The sequence below is a fragment of the Geobacillus sp. BK01 genome (assembly GCF_052220245.1).
In the GTDB taxonomy this organism is placed as follows: Bacteria; Bacillota; Bacilli; order Bacillales; family Anoxybacillaceae; genus Geobacillus.
In genome coordinates this window covers 64,320-81,939 of record NZ_JBQPTH010000001.1, presented here as the reverse complement: position 1 = coordinate 81,939, position 17,620 = coordinate 64,320, and the positions used below count along the sequence as shown (strand labels likewise).

Here is a 17,620-nt window from a genome sequence, read left to right as displayed (position 1 = left end):
GAAACGGACGGCCGGCGGGCCGAAAAGGCTGGTGAACAACAGACTCGCCGGATTTGTCAACATCGCACGGAATGCCGTTATGGCGCCGCAAACAAAGTTGTGCAATTCGGAACACGGTGTTGGGGTGCAATGTTCTCCTTCCCCCAACTTCCTAAAAAGGCGCCCCCTCCAAAAACGGGACGCCTCTTTCCGTCACCCGGCTAAAAACGGCATGATCGCCGCCCACGCCTCGTCTTTCCCCTGCCCGGTCTCAGCGGAAAACAAAATGAGCGGGTCGCCGCCAGCCATATTCAACGTTTCACGCGCGATTTTCGCCTGTTTTGCCTGCTTGCCGCGCGGCACTTTATCGGCTTTGGTCGCGATCACGATGACCGGAATGTCATAATGCTTCAAAAACTCGTACATCATCACATCGTCTTTCGTCGGCGGATGGCGCAAATCGACGAGCAGAAGCGCCGCTTTAAGCGGCTTGCGCGTCGTAAAATACGTCTCCATCATTTTCCCCCATTTTTGCCGCTCCTGCTTTGAGACGCGGGCAAAGCCATAGCCGGGCACGTCGACGAAGTAAAACGCATCGTTAATCAAATAAAAGTTCAACGTCTGCGTTTTGCCTGGCTTTGATGACGTGCGCGCCAAGTTTTTCCGGTTGATCATTTTGTTGATGAACGATGATTTTCCGACGTTTGAACGGCCGGCGAGCGCCACCTCCGGCCGCCCGCCGTCCGGATATTGCTCCGGCTTGACAGCGCTGATCACGATTTCCGCTTTTGTCACGTTCACCGTTCCCACCCCACGAGCGCGTGCGGCAACACTTCATCAAGATGGGAAACAAGCACAAAGTGCAAGTCGCGCTTCACCGTTTCCGGAATGTCGGCTAAATCTTTTTCATTGTCTTTTGGCAAAATGACCGTTTTCAGTCCGGCACGGTGGGCGCTTAACGTTTTCTCTTTTAAGCCTCCGATCGCGAGCACCCTGCCGCGCAGCGTAATTTCCCCGGTCATGCCGACAAACCGGCTCACCGGCTTGCCCGTCAACGCGGAAATGAGTGCGGTCGCGATCGTAATGCCCGCGGACGGCCCGTCTTTTGGCACCGCGCCTTCCGGAACATGAATATGAATGTCATACGTTTCATGAAATTTCGGGTCAATGCCGAGCTCCTCAGCGCGCGAGCGTACATAGCTGAACGCCGCTTGCGCCGATTCTTTCATCACATCGCCGAGCTTTCCGGTCAAGACGAGCTTGCCGTTTCCTTTCGCGAGCGACACTTCGATGGCGAGCGTATCGCCGCCAAACGCGGTGTACGCGAGTCCGGTTGCCACACCGACTTGATCTTCCGCTTCCGCCTGGCCGTAGCGGTATTTTCGCTTTCCTAAAAATTCTTCGACATTGTTTTCTGTAATGACAACCCGCTTTTTCTCGCCGGAGACAATGAGACGGGCCGCCTTCCGGCAAATGGCGGCAAGCTGCCGCTCAAGCTCCCGAACGCCGGCTTCCCGCGTATAGTGGCGGATGATATCGACCATCGCGTCATCACGAACCTGGAGTGCCGCCTTTTTCAAGCCGTGCTCATCGAGCTGTTTCGGCAGCAAATGCCGTTTGGCGATATGAAGCTTTTCGACTTCCGTATAGCCCGGAATGTGAATCACTTCCATCCGGTCCAACAACGGCTGCGGAATGGTCGCCAAGTTGTTGGCGGTGGCAATAAACATCACTTTCGACAAATCGTACGGCTCTTCAATATAATGATCGCTGAACGTATGGTTTTGTTCCGGATCGAGCACCTCGAGCATGGCGGCAGACGGATCGCCGCGAAAATCGCTCGACATTTTGTCGATCTCATCAAGCAAAAAGACCGGGTTGATCGTACCTGCTTTTTTCATGCCTTGGATGATGCGGCCTGGCATCGCCCCGACGTATGTGCGGCGATGGCCGCGAATTTCCGACTCGTCGCGCACGCCGCCGAGCGACATGCGGACAAAGCGGCGGCCAAGCGCTTTGGCGACCGAGCGGGCAAGCGATGTTTTTCCGACCCCCGGTGGTCCGGCGAGGCAAAGAATCGGCCCCTTTAACGATCGCGTCAACTGCTGTACGGACAAAAATTCAAGCACCCGTTCTTTCACCTTATCGAGCCCATAATGTTCCTCGTTTAAAATGGCTTCCGCCCGTTTAATGTCGTGGATGTCTTCCGTTTCTTTCGACCAAGGCAAAGCGATGAGCCAGTCTAAGTAGTTGCGGATGACCGCGCTTTCCGCTGATGTTGCCGGAATTTTTTCGTAGCGGTCCAGCTCCTTGAGCGCCGTCTCTTTCACATGTTCCGGCATGCCGGCCGCCTCGATTTTCTCTTTGAGCGCCTCGACTTCACCCGTTTTTCCTTCCTTTTCGCCGAGCTCTTTTTGAATGGCTTTCATTTGCTCGCGCAAATAGTACTCTTTTTGCGTCCGCTCCATCGACTGCTTGACGCGGGCGCTAATTTTTTTCTCGAGTTGGAGCACTTCTTTCTCGTTGTGCAAAATGCGAATAATTTCGTTCAGTCGTTCTTTTACATCGATCGTTTCTAAGATGCGCTGTTTTTCTTCAAGCTTGAGCGGCAAATGTGAGGCGATAATATCAGCCATGCGGCCCGGCTCGTCAATATCAACGATCGATGCGTAAATGTCAGCCGACAGCCGCTTCGATAAATTTATGTACTGCTCGAAATATTCGAGCATCGTCCGCTTGAGCGCCTCGTCTTCTAAATCTTTCGCCGCCCGGTCGGCAAACTTTTCAATCTTGACGGAAAAATACGGCTCCTCGCTGATGACTTCGGTGATGAGCGCGCGCGCCACCCCTTCAACAAGTACGCGAAACGTGCCATTCGGCAGTTTAAGCAGCTGCTTGACGCGGGCAATCGTCCCCATTTTATATAAGTCGTCCATATCTGGTTCGTCGATGCCGACATCTTTTTGTGATGTCAGCAAAATCATATGATCCTCGACCATCGCCTGTTCGAGCGCTTTCACCGATTTCTCGCGCCCGACGTCCAAATGGAGCACCATCGTCGGAAACACAAGCAATCCCCGCAGCGGCAAAAGCGGAACGACCGTCTCCTTTTTCTTTCCGTTCACGCCGAACACCTCCATATCTCGCTTCTATTCGTTTATTGTATAGTACGACAGCCAGATTTGTAAAATTTGACGAACACCAAACGAGGTAACTGCCTGCTGCCTGTCGGAAGACAAAGAAAAACCGACTCCGGCGATCATCCGGTTGCGCCGAAGCCGTGCGCTGACAACTGGTCAAACAGTGGCTCCCGCCCGATAACCGGCCGCATCATATAGCGACCGCACACGAGACGGTGTGTTCCGCAGCCGCCAAGGGCAGGCGGACGCGCTCCTTTCCGCCATCGTTCCTCTTTGGCTAAACGAGTTTTTTCTCCGAACGGTCGGCTGCAGCAGCTGGCAAAAACGCGGTTCCCCGACGGAGCGTTTCTTCACCGAACACGTGAGCGAGCGCTTCTTCAAGGCGGCGGACGGCGATAATTTGAATGCCGCTTACTTCCCGCAGCAACGACTGCATGTTCTCAATCGGAATAATGACTTTTTTCGCTCCGGCTTGCTTGGCTGCTTTAATTTTGGCAAACACTCCGCCGACCGGTTTGAGGTAGCCGCGGATGCTAATCTCTCCGGTCATCGCGACGGTATGATCGACCGGCAGCTGGTAAATAGCCGAGTAAATGCCGACCGCGATCGCCACCCCGGCCGAAGGGCCGTCGACCGGTACGCCACCCGGAAAATTGACATGAATATCGTAGCGGTCCGCCGGCACGCCCATCGCCCGCAGCACAGTAATGACGTTTTCCGCTGAGCCGCGCGCCATGCTTTTGCGGCGCACCGATTTTTCCGCGCTGCCGATGCTTTCTTCCTCAACAATGCCGGTCACATTAATCGACCCTTTTCCTTTCGCCGGCAAGGCCGTCACTTCGATTTCGAGAAGCGCACCGGTGTTTGGCCCGTACACAGCCAACCCGTTCACCACACCGACAGCCGGAGCGGAAGCGATTTTCTTCTCATAGCGCGGTGCCATTTGGCTTGAGTGAATGACCCATTCGATATCTTTGTCTAAAATTTTCTCCCGGTTCTCTGTAATGGCCATGCCGGCAGCGATCTGCATGATGTTGACCGCTTCCCGGCCGTTGCGCGCATAGGCGGCAAGGAGGCGAATACCGCTTTCGGAGACATTCAAGCGAATTTTTTCCGCCGCTTTTTTCGCGATTAAGGCGATTTCGTCTTGATCAAGCTCACGGAAAAACACTTCCAAACAACGGGAACGAATGGCCGGAGGAATCTCGTTTGGCGTTCGCGTCGTCGCCCCGATGAGGCGGAAATCAGCCGGCAGCCCGTTTTGGAAAATGTCATGAATATGGCTTGGAATTTGCGGGTTTTCTTTGCTGTAGTAGGCGCTTTCAAAAAATACTTTCCGATCTTCAAGCACTTTTAGCAGCTTGTTCATTTGAATCGGATGGAGTTCACCAATTTCATCAATAAACAAAACGCCGCCATGGGCGTTCGTCACCGCCCCTTGCTTCGGCTGAGGAATGCCAGCTTGTCCCATCGCCCCGGCTCCTTGGTAGATCGGATCGTGCACCGAGCCGATGAGCGGGTCGGCGATGCCCCGCTCGTCAAAGCGCGCTGTCGTTGCATCCAGTTCAACGAATACGGCGTTTTTCTTAAACGGGGAGAGCGGATTTTTTTTTGCTTCTTCCAGCACGAGCCGGGCCGCGGCCGTCTTACCGACGCCAGGCGGTCCATAAATGATGACATGTTGCGGGTTCGGACCGCACAGCGCCGCTTTTAGCGCCTTGATGCCGTCTTCCTGGCCGACAATATCGTCAAAACTTTTCGGTCGCACTTTTTCCGCCAGCGGCTCGGTGAGCGAAATCGAACGCAGCTTGCGGAGCTGCTCCATCTCTTTGCGCGATTCTTTATCGATGGATACTTTTTGCACACGCTGCCCTTTTAACAAATTCCAAAAATAAAGGCCAATGATGACCCCGAAAAACAACTGAATGACAAGCACGATATTTGTCCAATCCATGCCCCGATATCCTCCTGCCTTCAAGTAGTATGTAGTATGATAGTATCTCCGCGAACTGGTGGGAATAAACAAAAAAAGCGGCTGCCGACGCCCGGGGCATGGCACAAAAAAAGAAACCGCCGTAAAAGGCGGTTTTCTCATTAAGCGGACGTTTTCCGTTCATGCTCGACCACCGTACCGTCGTGGCGAATGAGTTTCGGCGGCTTTGTGCCGCGCACGGTGTCGAGGGTAATGACGCACTTTTGCACATCTTCGCGCGACGGGAGCTCAAACATAACATCAAGCATAATCCCTTCGATGATCGACCGAAGGCCGCGCGCACCGGTTTTCCGTTCGATCGCTTTTTTCGCGATTTCATGAAGCGCCGCTTCTTCAAACTCAAGCTCAACGCCGTCAAGCTCGAGCATTTTTTTGTACTGCTTTACAATTGCATTTTTCGGTTTCGTCAAAATTTCAATGAGTGCCTGCTCATCGAGCGGTTCAAGCGTGGTAATGACCGGCAGCCGGCCGATGAACTCCGGAATGAGCCCAAATTTAAGCAAGTCTTTCGACAGCAAGTTTTTCTCATCCATGTCTGCCTGGTTCATTTCAGCCCCAAATCCGATCACTTTTTTGCCGAGGCGGCGCTTAATAATCGGCTCAATGCCGTCAAACGCTCCGCCGCAAATGAACAAAATGTTCGTCGTGTCGATTTGGATAAACTCTTGGTGCGGATGTTTGCGGCCGCCCTGCGGTGGAACGCTGGCGATCGTTCCTTCCAAAATTTTCAGCAGCGCCTGTTGCACCCCTTCACCTGAAACATCGCGGGTAATGGAAGGGTTTTCCGACTTGCGGGCGATTTTATCGATTTCGTCGATGTAAATAATGCCTTTTTCTGCCCGTTCAACGTCGTAATCAGCCGCTTGGATGAGCTTCAGCAAAATGTTTTCAACATCCTCGCCGACATAACCGGCTTCTGTGAGCGATGTTGCATCGGCGATGGCAAACGGCACGTTTAAAATGCGCGCCAATGTTTGGGCCAAGAGCGTTTTCCCACTTCCGGTCGGCCCGATCATCAAAATGTTGCTTTTCGACAACTCGACATCGTCAATTTTGCTGCCGGAGTTAATCCGTTTATAATGGTTGTAAACGGCGACAGCAAGCGATTTCTTCGCTTCATCTTGGCCAATGACATATTCGTCCAAAATTTCCCGGATTTCCACCGGCTTTGGCACATCTTTAAATTCAAATTCTTCTTCATTGCCCAGCTCTTCTTCCACGATCTCCGTGCATAGCTCGATGCACTCATCGCAAATGTAAACCCCCGGCCCGGCAACGAGCTTGCGCACTTGATCTTGCGTTTTGCCGCAAAACGAACACTTCAATTGCCCTTTTTCATCATTAAATTTAAACATGTTATTCACCCCTTGCTAACGGAATCACGCCTGCGTTATGTATCGTGCCTCGCCATCCTTTGTTGCCCAAAACTTATGTATTCGCTATTTTACCATAAATGTTCCTAAAAAGGCGAATGAAAAATCCATGATGTGTTAGAAAAGTTTGAAAAGTCACTCTTCAAACGCCATGATTGAGATAAAGAACAAGGCACGAACGTCTCGCGCCTTGTTCTTTCACTTTATTATTATGCCGCAACCGTGCTATGCTCTACAAGAAAATCGACCGTTTTCCGCCATTTTACATCTTCTTTGACGCCGTCCAAGCTGCCGAGCAGCTCTTTTAACTTGTCAACGCTCAAGTTGTAGGCTGCCGCCATTTTTTCGAGCTCTTCGTTCACTTCTTCGTCCGTCACGTCGATGTTTTCCGCTTCGGCGATCGCTTCAAGCGTCAGAGCCGCGCGAACCCGTTTTTCGGCGTCTTCTTTCATTTGCTCGCGCAGCGCCGCTTCGTCTTGGCCGGAAAACTGGTAATACAGCTGCAAGTTCAGCCCTTGCATTTGCAGGCGCTGGTCAAATTCGCGAAGCATCCGGTCGGTCTCGTTTTGTACCATGACAGCCGGAATGTCAATTTCCGCGTTGGCCGCTGCTTTCTCGACGACCGCGTTGCGCACCGCCGCTTCCGCCTCGTTCTTTTTCGCTTCTTCCAGGCGGGCGCGAATTTTCGCCTTCAATTCGTCAAGCGTTTCGACCTCTTCATCGACGTCTTTCGCAAATTCATCGTCAAGCGCCGGCAGTTGTTTCGCTTTCACTTCGTGCACTTTCACCTTGAACACCGCCGGTTTGCCAGCGAGTTGTTCCGCATGGTACTCTTCCGGGAAGGTGACTTCAATTTCTTTTTCTTCGCCCGCTTTCATGCCGACAAGCTGCTCTTCAAATCCAGGAATGAACGTCCCGGAACCGATTTCGAGCGAATAGTTTTCCGCTTTGCCGCCTTCAAACGGTTCGCCGTCGACAAACCCTTCAAAGTCAATGACAGCCGTATCGCCGTTTTCTACTGTCCCGTCTTCTTTGACGACCAGTTCGGCATAGTTTTCTTGCAGGCGCTTCAGCTCATTTTCGACATCTTCGTCCGTCACCGTCGCATCCATTTTTTCGACTTCAAGCCCTTTGTATTGGCCGAGCTTTACTTCCGGTTTCACGGTCACTTTCGCTTTAAAAATTAAGCTTTTCCCTTTTTCCATTTGCTCAATGTCGATTTCCGGCATCGATACCGGCTCAATGCCTGCTTCTTCAACCGCTTTCGCATACGCTTCCGGCAGCAAAATATCGAGCGCGTCTTGGTAGAGCGCTTCAACGCCAAACCGTTTTTCAAACAAGACACGCGGCACTTTCCCTTTACGGAAGCCCGGAAGCGTGACGTTTTTCACCACTTTTTTGAACGCGGCGTCCAAGCCTTTGTTCACCTGTTCTGCATCGACCTCAACGGTCAATACCCCTTCGTTTCCTTCAAGCTTTTCCCATTTGACTGACATACTGTTCCCTCCACCTAAAATCATTGCTCGGATCATGGCGCAGTCTGCTTGTCCATTATCCTGTTATTATGTCCATATTATGTAGCCAAGTATGCGAAAACAGATACATAGCACAGCCATTATATTATAACATACAAAAGCCATGTTTCAATACAGAACCATCCATTAGAGGTAGGAAAGTTTCTCTATTTCGTGCAGCTTTTTGCAAAGCTTCGCCATCTCCGCCGCCGCTACGCCGTAGCGGGCGGCCAATGTGTCCATATCAGCATCCATCCCTTGAAAGCGGCTCGCCATCCAATGGAGGGCGGCAAGCCATAGGTCAGCATCGGCCGGTTCCGGCGGGAACGGATACAAGATGTACGCATAACGAAGCCAAATTTCCGACGCGGTTTCATATAAGCTTGGGCTTTCAGCAGTGAGCCGCTGTTCAAGCAGGCGGAGCAGCGTTGAAGCGAATTCCGTTTCCGCCTGTTCGTTCAAGGCGGAGGGGACGACATCGATGAGACGGCCAAACTTCTCGACCGTCACCGCCTCGTCGATCTGTTTTACCGTCAAAAGCCGAAGCAGCATCGTTTTCGCCATCGGGCTTTTTTTCGGTTCACTTAAATATTGCTTAAGCAACGACAGTACCGGGGCGATGTCTTCCTTTTCCAACTGTTTAATAAGCTGCATGTGCTCGGCGATATCCTCCGATTCAAGCAATCGTTTCACCCGCTTCCGTTCGGCGGGCGGCAATGGGCGGGCATTCATTTTTTCGCTGAACCGGAGCAGCTGGCGAAGCTGTTCGCGCAGCGAAACCGGCAACGTCTGGCGGCGCAAGGCGGAGCGGATCAATGTTTCCGCTTCGCGGTATCGGTTTGTTTGCAACAGCAGGGCAACGTACATTTGCAGCAGTTCGCTGTTGTTCGGCTGTTCGTTAAGCAACGCGGCCAGACGCCATTGTGCCTCATCGTATTCCCCGAGTTCGTAGCAGCAAACCGCAAGCCCGAGCCGGATCGGAAAACTGCCCTCGCCAAGCTGTTCGGCGGCGCGCAAAAAACGGAGCGCTTCCTTGTACTGCTTTGCTTCGAGCGCCGCGAACGCCTCTTCGATCAACCGTTCTTTCGTTTGCGGAAACATAATGATTTTTCCTTTTTTTCCGTTTCCCATCTTCGCCTGCTCCCATTTGCATTTACCACAAGTGTAGCAAGTTTTCTCCAGTGAAACAAGCTGTGCGTTGTTGCACACCGGGACAAAATGATGACGGCACGCCCATGCTCTCACAGCCAAGGAAAGAACCAGAACTGGTCCAAAAAGTCGTCTGCCTCTAAGAAAGGGACAAGATATAGCCGGACGAAAGCGAGTAGCGCATGTACGGAGCGATATTCCCCACTGACGCTCACACATGGAAGCGGACGCTTCCCGGTTCAGGATGATAAAAAAGGGTGTCCCGTCGCTTTTGGGACACCCTCCATTCGCGTTGCATTGACGCGCCAAACGCAGAGCGCTTACGGCCGCGGACAATGTTTTTGCTCATAGGCGGCAATATGTGGTTCGTATACAAACGTTAAATCAATCTCGTCCCATCCTTTTAAGAGCAGCTGTTTTCGGTACGGGTCAATGTCAAACGGGCGCGAAAACCCTTCGTCATCAAACACGCGCTGCTCTTCAAGCGACACAGTCAGCTCATAGTCGGCGCGCTCGCTTTGGCGCAATAGATAGCGGACATCTTCCTGATCAAGCCGGATCGGCAGCAGCCCATTCTTTAAGCAGTTATTGTAAAAAATATCGGCAAATGACGGGGCGATGATCGCGCGAAATCCGTAATCTTGAAGCGCCCACGGCGCGTGCTCGCGCGACGAGCCGCAGCCAAAATTTTCGCCGGCGACAAGAATTGTTGCCCCTTCATTTTCCGGACGGTTCAGCTCAAACTCCGGGTTCGGCGTACCGTCGCTCAAATACCGCCAATCATAAAATAGAAACTGGCCGAATCCGGTGCGCTCGATCCGTTTTAGAAACTGTTTTGGGATGATTTGGTCGGTATCGATATTCGCTCGGTCGATGCCGGCGGTTTTCCCGCGGTGAATCGTAAACGGCTTCATCGTCTCTCCCCTTCCGTCAGATGTATGAGTCACCGTTCCAAAAGCGGATATCCTCAAAACGTGATGCAGCCACTTCCAGAACCGTCCGTCATCGGGCCGGCTCAGCCTCAAGCTGCCGCACGTCGACAAAGCGGCCGTAAATGGCGGCAGCGGCGGCCATCGCCGGGCTGACGAGATGCGTGCGCGCCCCTTTTCCTTGCCGCCCTTCAAAGTTGCGGTTCGACGTGGAAGCGCAATGCTCCCCTTCCGGAATGATGTCCGGATTCATGCCTAAACAGGCGCTGCAGCCGGCATCGCGCCACTCAAAGCCGGCATCGATGAAAATTTGCGCGAGCCCCTCTTCCTCCGCTTGCTTTTTCACTTGCTGCGACCCGGGCACAACGAGCGCACGCACGCCGGGAGCCACTTTTTTTCCTTTGATAATGTTCGCCGCCTGGCGCAAATCGCTGATGCGTGAGTTCGTACAAGAGCCGATAAACACGTGCTGCACCGGAATTTCCGTAATCGGTGTGCCTGGCTCGAGCCCCATGTATTCCAAAGCTCGGCGCACCGCGTTTCGCTCTGTTTCGCTTGCAAATTGTTCCGGGCCGGGCACCGTCCCGTCAACCGATGTGCTCATCGCCGGGTTCGTGCCCCACGTTACCATCGGGGCAATGGTCGAGGCGTCGATTTCGATCGTTTTGTCATACTCGGCTCCCTCATCGCTGGCGAGCGCCCGCCACCGTTCGACCGCCTGCTCGAATTCCTCCCCTTTTGGCGCATATTTGCGGCCGCGCAAATAGGCAAATGTCGTTTCATCAGGACTGATGAGACCGGCGCGCGCTCCGGCTTCAATCGACATGTTGCAAATCGTCATCCGCTCTTCCATCGACATACGGCGGATCGCCTCGCCGGTAAACTCGATAATATAGCCGGTGCCGACGCCGACACCGTAACGGCCGATGATGGCCAAAATAACGTCTTTTGCCGTCACTCCGTCGCCAAGTTGGCCGTTAATGCGGATTTGCAGCGTTTTCGGCTTATGCTGCCAAAGCGTTTGGGTCGCCAACACGTGCTCGACTTCGCTGGTGCCGATGCCGAATGCCAAGGCGCCAAATGCTCCGTGTGTCGATGTATGGCTGTCGCCACAGACGATCGTTTTGCCCGGCTGGGTTAAACCGAGCTCCGGGCCGATCACGTGCACAATCCCCTGCTCTTCACTATGCAAATCGGCGAGCGGGACGCCAAACTCGCGACAGTTGCGCTCTAGCGCCGCAATTTGGTTGCGCGCCACCTCATCGGTGATGACAAACCGGTTGACGGTCGGCACGTTATGGTCCATCGTTGCAAACGTCAAGTCCGGGCGTCGCACTTTGCGACCGTTTTGGCGCAGCCCCTCAAACGCCTGCGGGGAAGTGACTTCATGCACTAAGTGCAAATCGATGTACAGCAAATCCGGTTTGCCTTCCTCGCGGTAGACGACATGATTTTCCCATATTTTCTCGATAATCGTTTTTGGTTTCATGGCCTTCACCTCGCACGTCTCATGCATAAACGGTCATAATTTGCGCGATCTCGGTATAGTCCAGCACTGCGTTTTTGATTTCCTCGACCATTTCATCTGTCGAGACAATGCGCCCGCTGCCTTGCGCTAGATCAGCTGTGCGCAAGCCCGCGGTGAGCGCCTGCTGCACCGCATGCTCGATCACTTCCGCCTCAGCGGTGAGCCCGAACGACAGGCGAAGCATCATAGCGGCTGACAAAATCGCGGCAATCGGATTCGCCTTGCGCATGCCGGCGATATCAGGCGCCGAACCGTGCACCGGCTCATACAAGCTCGGCCCCGAGGCGGATAAGCTCGCCGACGGCAGCATCCCGAGCGAACCGGACAGCATTGACGCCTCATCGCTCAAAATATCGCCAAACATGTTTTCCGTCACAACGACATCAAACTGTTTCGGCGCGCGGATGAGCTGCATCGCCGCATTGTCGACAAGCATATGCTCGAGCTCTACGTCCGGGAATTGTTTGGCGACCTCTTCGGCCACTTCCCGCCATAAACGGCTTGAGGAGAGCACGTTCGCCTTGTCAACCGATGTCACCTTTTTCTTCCGCCCGCGCGCGAGCATAAACGCCATGCGCACGATCCGTTCGATCTCTTCCTTTTTATATAAGAGTGTGTCAATCGCTTTTTCTTCCCCGTTTTCGACGACGCGGCCGCTCGGTTGACCAAAGTAAATGCCGCCCGTCAACTCGCGGACAATGATGAAATCGACGCCGCGGATGACATCCGGCTTAAGCGGCGAGGACACGGCCAAGCTGTCATGGCAAACGACCGGCCGCAAGTTTGCGTACAACTTAAGCTGTTGGCGGATGGCAAGCAGCCCTTTCTCCGGGCGCAAGTGCGGAGGATTTTGATCCCACTTCGGACCGCCGACCGCCCCGAGCAAGACGGCGTCGCTTTGTTCGCAAAGACGAAGCGTTTCATCAGGGAGCGGCGTCCCTGCTTCATCGATCGCCGCTCCGCCAATCAACCCGTATTGGAATGTAAACTCGTGGCCAAACCGGGTTCCGACCGCTTTTAATACTTCCACCGCTCCGGACGTCACTTCTTTACCGATGCCATCCCCTGGCAAGACGGCAATCCGATAGTTTCCCATATTGAATCCCTCCGTTTTATGGTGTTGCCACTTTTTCGTTTTCGGCACGCATCGCTTCGATCATAAACATGCGGTTCATCGCATTAATGTACGCTTTCGCCGATGCTTCCAACACATCTTGCGCCGTGCCGCGCCCGCTTGTTTCCACATCGCGCACGCGCACTTTCACAAACACTTGTGCTAACGCATCGCGGCCGCCCCCTACCGATTCGATCCGGTAATCGAGCAGCGTCACCGCTGTTTGGAAACAGCGCTCAAGCGTATTGTACAGCGCCTCGACACTGCCGGCTCCGGTCGCCGCCTCTTGAATGTCGCGTCCTTTTCCGTCTTTTAAAACGACGACCGCTGTCGGGATTTGATTTGTCCCGTATTGCACTTGGATCGACGACAATTGGTAAAAATCTTTAAAGTGATCGAACTTCTCCTCGAAAATTAAGGCGATCAAATCATCATCCGTAACATCTTTTTTCTTATCCGCCAACTCTTTAAAGCGGATGAACAGTTGGTTGATTTCCTCTTCCGAAAGCGCGTAGCCAAGCTCTTCAACCCGATTGCGAAGCGCGTGGCGCCCGGAATGTTTGCCGAGCACCATCGAGTTCGACGCCACACCGACGAGCTCTGGCGAAATGATTTCGTACGTCGTTTTTTCTTTTAAAACACCATCTTGGTGAATGCCTGATTCATGGGCAAAGGCGTTTTTGCCGACGACCGCTTTATTCGGCGGAACGACCATGCCGGTCAGCTTGCTGACTAGACTGCTCGTGCGCTTAATTTCTTGCAGATTCAGACGCGTTTCCACTTGATAGTAGTCTTTGCGGATATGAAGGGCGACAGCGATTTCCTCGAGCGCCGCATTGCCGGCTCGCTCGCCGATGCCGTTGATTGTGCATTCGACTTGTGTTGCCCCGTGCTCAATGGCTGACAGCGAGTTGACGACCGCCATGCCTAAGTCGTCATGGCAATGGGCGGAAAGGGAAACATTTTCAATATTCGGAACATTGTTGCGTAAATAGAGGAAAATGTCGCCATACTCTTTTGGTGTAATATAGCCGACCGTATCTGGAATGTTGATCACTGAAGCGCCAGCTTTGATCACTTCAGTGACGATTTTCGCCAAAAACGGCAGCTCGCTCCGGCAAGCATCTTCCGCGGACCATTGGACGATCGGGAAGAAACGTTTCGCGTATTTCACCGCTTCGGTCGCCGCTTCAATCACCTGCTCCGGCGTCATCCGCAGCTTATGCACCATATGGATCGGCGATGTAGCGATAAACAAATGGAGCCGGGGTTCAGCGCCGCCTTTTAACGCCTCCCATGCAGCATCAATATCCCCCTTCACCGAGCGTGACAGCCCGGTGACCGAACATGTTCTTATCGTTTCGGCGATTTGTTTGACCGCTTCAAAGTCGCCCTTTGACGAGGCGGGGAAGCCCGCCTCGATAATGTCGACTTGCAGCCGCTCGAGCTGGCGGGCGATCTCCAACTTTTCTTGCAAGTTCAGGTTCACACCAGCCGACTGTTCCCCGTCACGTAACGTTGTGTCAAAAAACTTAATTTTTCGCACCTGGCACCACCGCCTCGTTTTGTTTTGCCTTCACAAACGGCATCATGCTCCGCAATTCGCGTCCGACGACTTCAATCAAATGTTCGTTCTCACGCCGGTTAATGGCGTTAAATTCTGGACGGTTCGCTTGGTTTTCCAAAATCCAGCCTTTTGCAAACTTCCCAGTCTGAATGTCATGCAAAATGTTTTTCATTTCCGCTTTCACAGCGTCGTTAACGACGCGCGGGCCGGAAATAAAGTCGCCCCATTGCGCCGTATCGGAAATCGAGTAGCGCATCCACGACAAGCCGCCTTCGTAAAGGAGATCGACGATCAGCTTCATTTCATGCAAACATTCAAAATACGCGACTTCCGGCTGATACCCGGCTTCGACGAGCGTTTCAAACCCGGCTTTAATGAGCGCTGTCAGCCCGCCGCAAAGCACCGCCTGTTCGCCAAACAAGTCGGTTTCCGTTTCTTCCTTGAACGTCGTCTCAAGCACCCCTGCCCGCGCGGAGCCAATCGCTTTCGCGTAGGCGAGCGCTGTTTCTTTCGCGTGCCCGGTCACATCTTGGTAGACAGCGATGAGCGCGGGTACTCCGGCTCCTTCCGCGTACGTGCGCCGCACAAGATGGCCCGGTCCTTTTGGGGCAACTAAAAAGACATCCACATGCTCCGGCGGAACAATTTGGCTGAAATGAATGTTAAATCCGTGGGCAAATACAAGCGCATTGCCCGGCTCGAGTTCCGGTTCGATTTCTTCTTTGTAAACCGCCGGCTGCTTTTCATCCGGCAGCAGCACCATCACAATATCCGCCTGTTTCGCCGCTTCGCGAACCGGGTAGACGTCAAAGCCGTCTTGTTCCGCCTGTTCCCACGATTTCCCCTTCCGCAATCCGACGATGACACGGACGCCGCTGTCGCGCAAGTTTTGCGCATGGGCATGGCCTTGTGAACCGTAACCGATGATCGCGACCGTTTTTCCTTGCAAATATTGTTCGTTTGCATCTCCGTTATAGTATACTTTTGCCATGATTACCCTCTCCTTTGTCACGTAGTGTAAGTATTGTTAAATGATAAACGCCGTCTTCTGGCTGGCTGCCGCCTTTTGCGCCCCGCGGGTAAACGCGGTCGTTCCGGTGCGCGCTACTTCTTTAATGCCGTACGGGCGCAGCAGCTCAATCAATGCTTCGACTTTTTCCGGCTCGCCGGTGACTTGAATGACAAGGCTGTCTTTGCTCACGTCGACGATCGAGGCGCGGAACGGTTCGATGAGCGTATAAATTTCTTGACGAACCGCCGGAGCTGCCGCCACTTTCACGAGCGCCAGCTCGCGGGCGACGATGGCCTGATCGGTAATATCATTGACCTTCAGCACATCGATTTGCTTGTTCAACTGCTTAATAATTTGTTCGGCGATCCGTTCATCATCAACATTGACGACGAACGTCATCCGCGATACCCCGTCGATTTCCGTATGGCCGACAGTTATACTTTCAATGTTGTAATGCCGCTTCGTAAACAGTCCGGTGATGCGATTTAACACGCCTGGACGGTTGTTGACGGTCATTGTGATAATTCTTCGCATGCTTTCACCCCCACCATTTCATGAAGCCCTTTTCCGGGCGCCACCATCGGATAGACGTTTTCGTCGGCGCGGACATGGAAGTCAAGCAGCACCGGACCATCGATGGCAAACGCTTGTTTTAATACTTCAGCAGCTTCCGCTTCCGTTGTCGCCCGCAGCCCTGGCATGCCGTACGCTTCCGCTAATTTCACGAAATCCGGTTGGTTCGGAATGAGCGAGTGGGAGTATCGTTTGTCATAAAACAGTTCCTGCCATTGCCGCACCATGCCAAGCGCCTGGTTGTTGACGATAACGACTTTGATCGGCAGACCTAACTCTTGGATGACCGACAGCTCTTGGAATGTCATTTGGAAGCCGCCGTCACCGACGATCGAAACGACAGTCGCGCTCCGATCCGCCAGCTGAGCGCCGATCGCTGCCGGCAGTCCGAATCCCATCGTGCCAAGCCCTCCGGAGGTGACCCAGCGATTCGGTCGGTTAAACTTGTAATATTGCGCCGCCCACATTTGATGTTGGCCGACATCGGTCGTGACGATCGCCTCACCATTCGTTAATTCGTAAATCATTTCGACCAACTTTTGCGGTTTGATGGTGCCGGCTTCCGGTTCGTAATGAAGCGGGAAGCGCCGCTTCCACTCATCAAGCTGCGCGAGCCATGCCGCGTTGTCGGCCGGTTTGCCTTGCTGGTCGATCAGTTCTTGCAAGGCCGCCTTCGCATCGCTGACGATCGGGATTTTCGTCGGTACATTTTTTCCAATTTCCGCCGGATCGATATCAATATGGGCGACCGTCGCCTTTGGCGCAAAATATTTCAAGTTGCCGGTGACCCGGTCATCAAAGCGGGCGCCGATGTTAATCAGCAAGTCGCACTCATACAGCGCCATATTCGCCGTGTACGTGCCGTGCATGCCGGCCATGCCGAGGAAAAGCGGGTGGTCGGCCGGGAACCCACCAAGGCCAAGGAGCGTATGGACGACCGGAATGTTTTGCTGCTCGGCGTATTGCCGCAATTCACTGGCCGCATTGGCGTGCAAGATGCCGGCGCCGGCTAAAATGACCGGCCGCTTCGACTGGCTGACCGCCTCGACGAGCCGGCGGATTTGCCAATGATTCGGCTGTGTCGTCGGCTGGTAGCCGGGCAGGTGGACATCTTGGTCGTAATCGAATTCCCCTTCGGCCGTCGTGACATCTTTTGGAATGTCGATCAATACCGGACCTGGCCGCCCGGTCGTCGCAATATGAAACGCTTCTTTAATAATTTTCGGCAGCTCACTGATGTCGCGCACTTGGTAGTTATGCTTCGTGATCGGCATCGTGATCCCGACGACGTCCGCCTCTTGGAACGCGTCCGAACCGATGACGCTCGTCGCCACTTGCCCGGTAAAGACGACGAGCGGCAGCGAATCCATCATGGCGTCCGTCAACCCGGTAACGATGTTTGTTGCTCCCGGGCCGGAGGTGGCGATGACAACCCCGGGTTTCCCGGAAATGCGCGCGTACCCTTCCGCCGCATGGATGGCTCCTTGCTCATGACGCGTTAACACGTGAAACACACCGGCTTTATACAGCTCGTCGTAAAGCGGCAGCACCGCCCCGCCCGGATAGCCGAAAATGACTTCGACCTGCTCCGCCTTGAGCGCTTCAATCAGCATCAGCGACCCGCTCATTCTCGCCTTCGTCTTCGCTTGTTCCTCCACTTTCATCTTTGCCATCGTCGATCCTCCCCGTTGGTTGTGATCCATATAAAAAACCTTTCCACCCACAATGACTGGTCCTTCCAGCCAAAGG

At 53.6% G+C, this 17,620-nt stretch carries 13 protein-coding genes and 1 other annotated feature (1 of these 14 running past the window's edge); all 13 genes read right to left on the bottom strand.

Annotated elements, in window-relative coordinates; genetic code table 11:
- Positions 1-192: 192 nt before the first annotated feature.
- Complete coding sequence (gene yihA / locus ACTVDO_RS00405) at positions 193-780, bottom strand: ribosome biogenesis GTP-binding protein YihA/YsxC (protein WP_020960776.1); 588 nt, start codon at positions 778-780, stop codon at positions 193-195.
- Positions 777-3,119: an endopeptidase La gene (gene lon / locus ACTVDO_RS00400; RefSeq protein ID WP_442900847.1), complete on the bottom strand. Its 2,343-nt coding sequence runs from the start codon at positions 3,117-3,119 to the stop codon at positions 777-779. The genes yihA and lon overlap by 4 nt, the downstream gene beginning before the upstream one ends.
- 277 nt (positions 3,120-3,396) lie before the next feature.
- Positions 3,397-5,073: an ATP-dependent protease LonB gene (gene lonB, locus ACTVDO_RS00395; protein ID WP_442900846.1), complete on the bottom strand. Its 1,677-nt coding sequence runs from the start codon at positions 5,071-5,073 to the stop codon at positions 3,397-3,399.
- A 140-nt stretch (positions 5,074-5,213) separates the two neighbouring features.
- A complete protein-coding gene (clpX, locus tag ACTVDO_RS00390; RefSeq protein WP_442900845.1) occupies positions 5,214-6,467 on the bottom strand; it encodes an ATP-dependent protease ATP-binding subunit ClpX in 1,254 nt (417 codons plus the stop codon).
- A gap of 227 nt (positions 6,468-6,694) precedes the next feature.
- Entirely contained in the window at positions 6,695-7,981 is a 1,287-nt protein-coding gene (gene tig, locus ACTVDO_RS00385) for a trigger factor (protein WP_442900844.1), read from the bottom strand.
- A gap of 165 nt (positions 7,982-8,146) precedes the next feature.
- Positions 8,147-9,130 carry a tetratricopeptide repeat protein gene (locus ACTVDO_RS00380; RefSeq protein WP_442900843.1) on the bottom strand — a complete coding sequence of 328 codons (984 nt, stop codon included), beginning with the start codon at positions 9,128-9,130 and terminating at the stop codon, positions 8,147-8,149.
- 338 nt (positions 9,131-9,468) lie between these two features.
- A complete protein-coding gene (gene leuD / locus ACTVDO_RS00375) occupies positions 9,469-10,062 on the bottom strand; it encodes a 3-isopropylmalate dehydratase small subunit (RefSeq protein WP_020960782.1) in 594 nt (197 codons plus the stop codon).
- An 88-nt stretch (positions 10,063-10,150) separates the two neighbouring features.
- On the bottom strand, positions 10,151-11,566 hold the full coding sequence (leuC, locus tag ACTVDO_RS00370) for a 3-isopropylmalate dehydratase large subunit (protein WP_020960783.1): 1,416 nt from the start codon (positions 11,564-11,566) through the stop codon (positions 10,151-10,153).
- 19 nt (positions 11,567-11,585) lie between these two features.
- Positions 11,586-12,701 carry a 3-isopropylmalate dehydrogenase gene (leuB, locus tag ACTVDO_RS00365; RefSeq protein ID WP_442900842.1) on the bottom strand — a complete coding sequence of 372 codons (1,116 nt, stop codon included), beginning with the start codon at positions 12,699-12,701 and terminating at the stop codon, positions 11,586-11,588.
- Positions 12,702-12,717: 16 nt separating this feature from the next.
- Positions 12,718-14,265 (bottom strand): 2-isopropylmalate synthase, encoded by a 1,548-nt coding sequence (locus ACTVDO_RS00360; protein WP_020960785.1) that lies wholly within the window; start codon positions 14,263-14,265, stop codon positions 12,718-12,720.
- The gene (gene ilvC, locus ACTVDO_RS00355) at positions 14,252-15,277 is read right to left on the bottom strand and encodes a ketol-acid reductoisomerase (protein WP_020960786.1); all 1,026 of its coding nucleotides are present in this window, start codon (positions 15,275-15,277) and stop codon (positions 14,252-14,254) included. Before ilvC ends, ACTVDO_RS00360 begins: the two co-directional genes overlap by 14 nt.
- Before the next feature lie 36 nt (positions 15,278-15,313).
- On the bottom strand, positions 15,314-15,832 hold the full coding sequence (gene ilvN, locus ACTVDO_RS00350; RefSeq protein ID WP_023817697.1) for an acetolactate synthase small subunit: 519 nt from the start codon (positions 15,830-15,832) through the stop codon (positions 15,314-15,316).
- Entirely contained in the window at positions 15,811-17,544 is a 1,734-nt protein-coding gene (gene ilvB / locus ACTVDO_RS00345; RefSeq protein WP_020960788.1) for an acetolactate synthase large subunit, read from the bottom strand. The genes ilvN and ilvB overlap by 22 nt, the downstream gene beginning before the upstream one ends.
- A 70-nt stretch (positions 17,545-17,614) precedes the next feature.
- Positions 17,615-17,620: a binding site (T-box leader), on the bottom strand (it continues 261 nt past the right edge of the window).

Excerpts from the sequence above, each read along its gene's own strand:
- ACTVDO_RS00380 (WP_442900843.1), bottom strand. The coding sequence starts at position 9,130 with ATGGGAAACGGAAAAAAAGGAAAAATCATTATGTTTCCGCAAACGAAA.
- clpX (WP_442900845.1), bottom strand. The coding sequence starts at position 6,467 with ATGTTTAAATTTAATGATGAAAAAGGGCAATTGAAGTGTTCGTTTTGC.
- ilvB (WP_020960788.1), bottom strand. The coding sequence starts at position 17,544 with ATGGCAAAGATGAAAGTGGAGGAACAAGCGAAGACGAAGGCGAGAATG.
- ilvC (WP_020960786.1), bottom strand. The coding sequence starts at position 15,277 with ATGGCAAAAGTATACTATAACGGAGATGCAAACGAACAATATTTGCAA.
- leuB (WP_442900842.1), bottom strand. The coding sequence starts at position 12,701 with ATGGGAAACTATCGGATTGCCGTCTTGCCAGGGGATGGCATCGGTAAA.
- ilvN (WP_023817697.1), bottom strand. The coding sequence starts at position 15,832 with ATGCGAAGAATTATCACAATGACCGTCAACAACCGTCCAGGCGTGTTA.
- tig (WP_442900844.1), bottom strand. The coding sequence starts at position 7,981 with ATGTCAGTCAAATGGGAAAAGCTTGAAGGAAACGAAGGGGTATTGACC.
- leuD (WP_020960782.1), bottom strand. The coding sequence starts at position 10,062 with ATGAAGCCGTTTACGATTCACCGCGGGAAAACCGCCGGCATCGACCGA.
- lonB (WP_442900846.1), bottom strand. The coding sequence starts at position 5,073 with ATGGATTGGACAAATATCGTGCTTGTCATTCAGTTGTTTTTCGGGGTC.
- lon (WP_442900847.1), bottom strand. The coding sequence starts at position 3,119 with ATGGAGGTGTTCGGCGTGAACGGAAAGAAAAAGGAGACGGTCGTTCCG.
- leuC (WP_020960783.1), bottom strand. The coding sequence starts at position 11,566 with ATGAAACCAAAAACGATTATCGAGAAAATATGGGAAAATCATGTCGTC.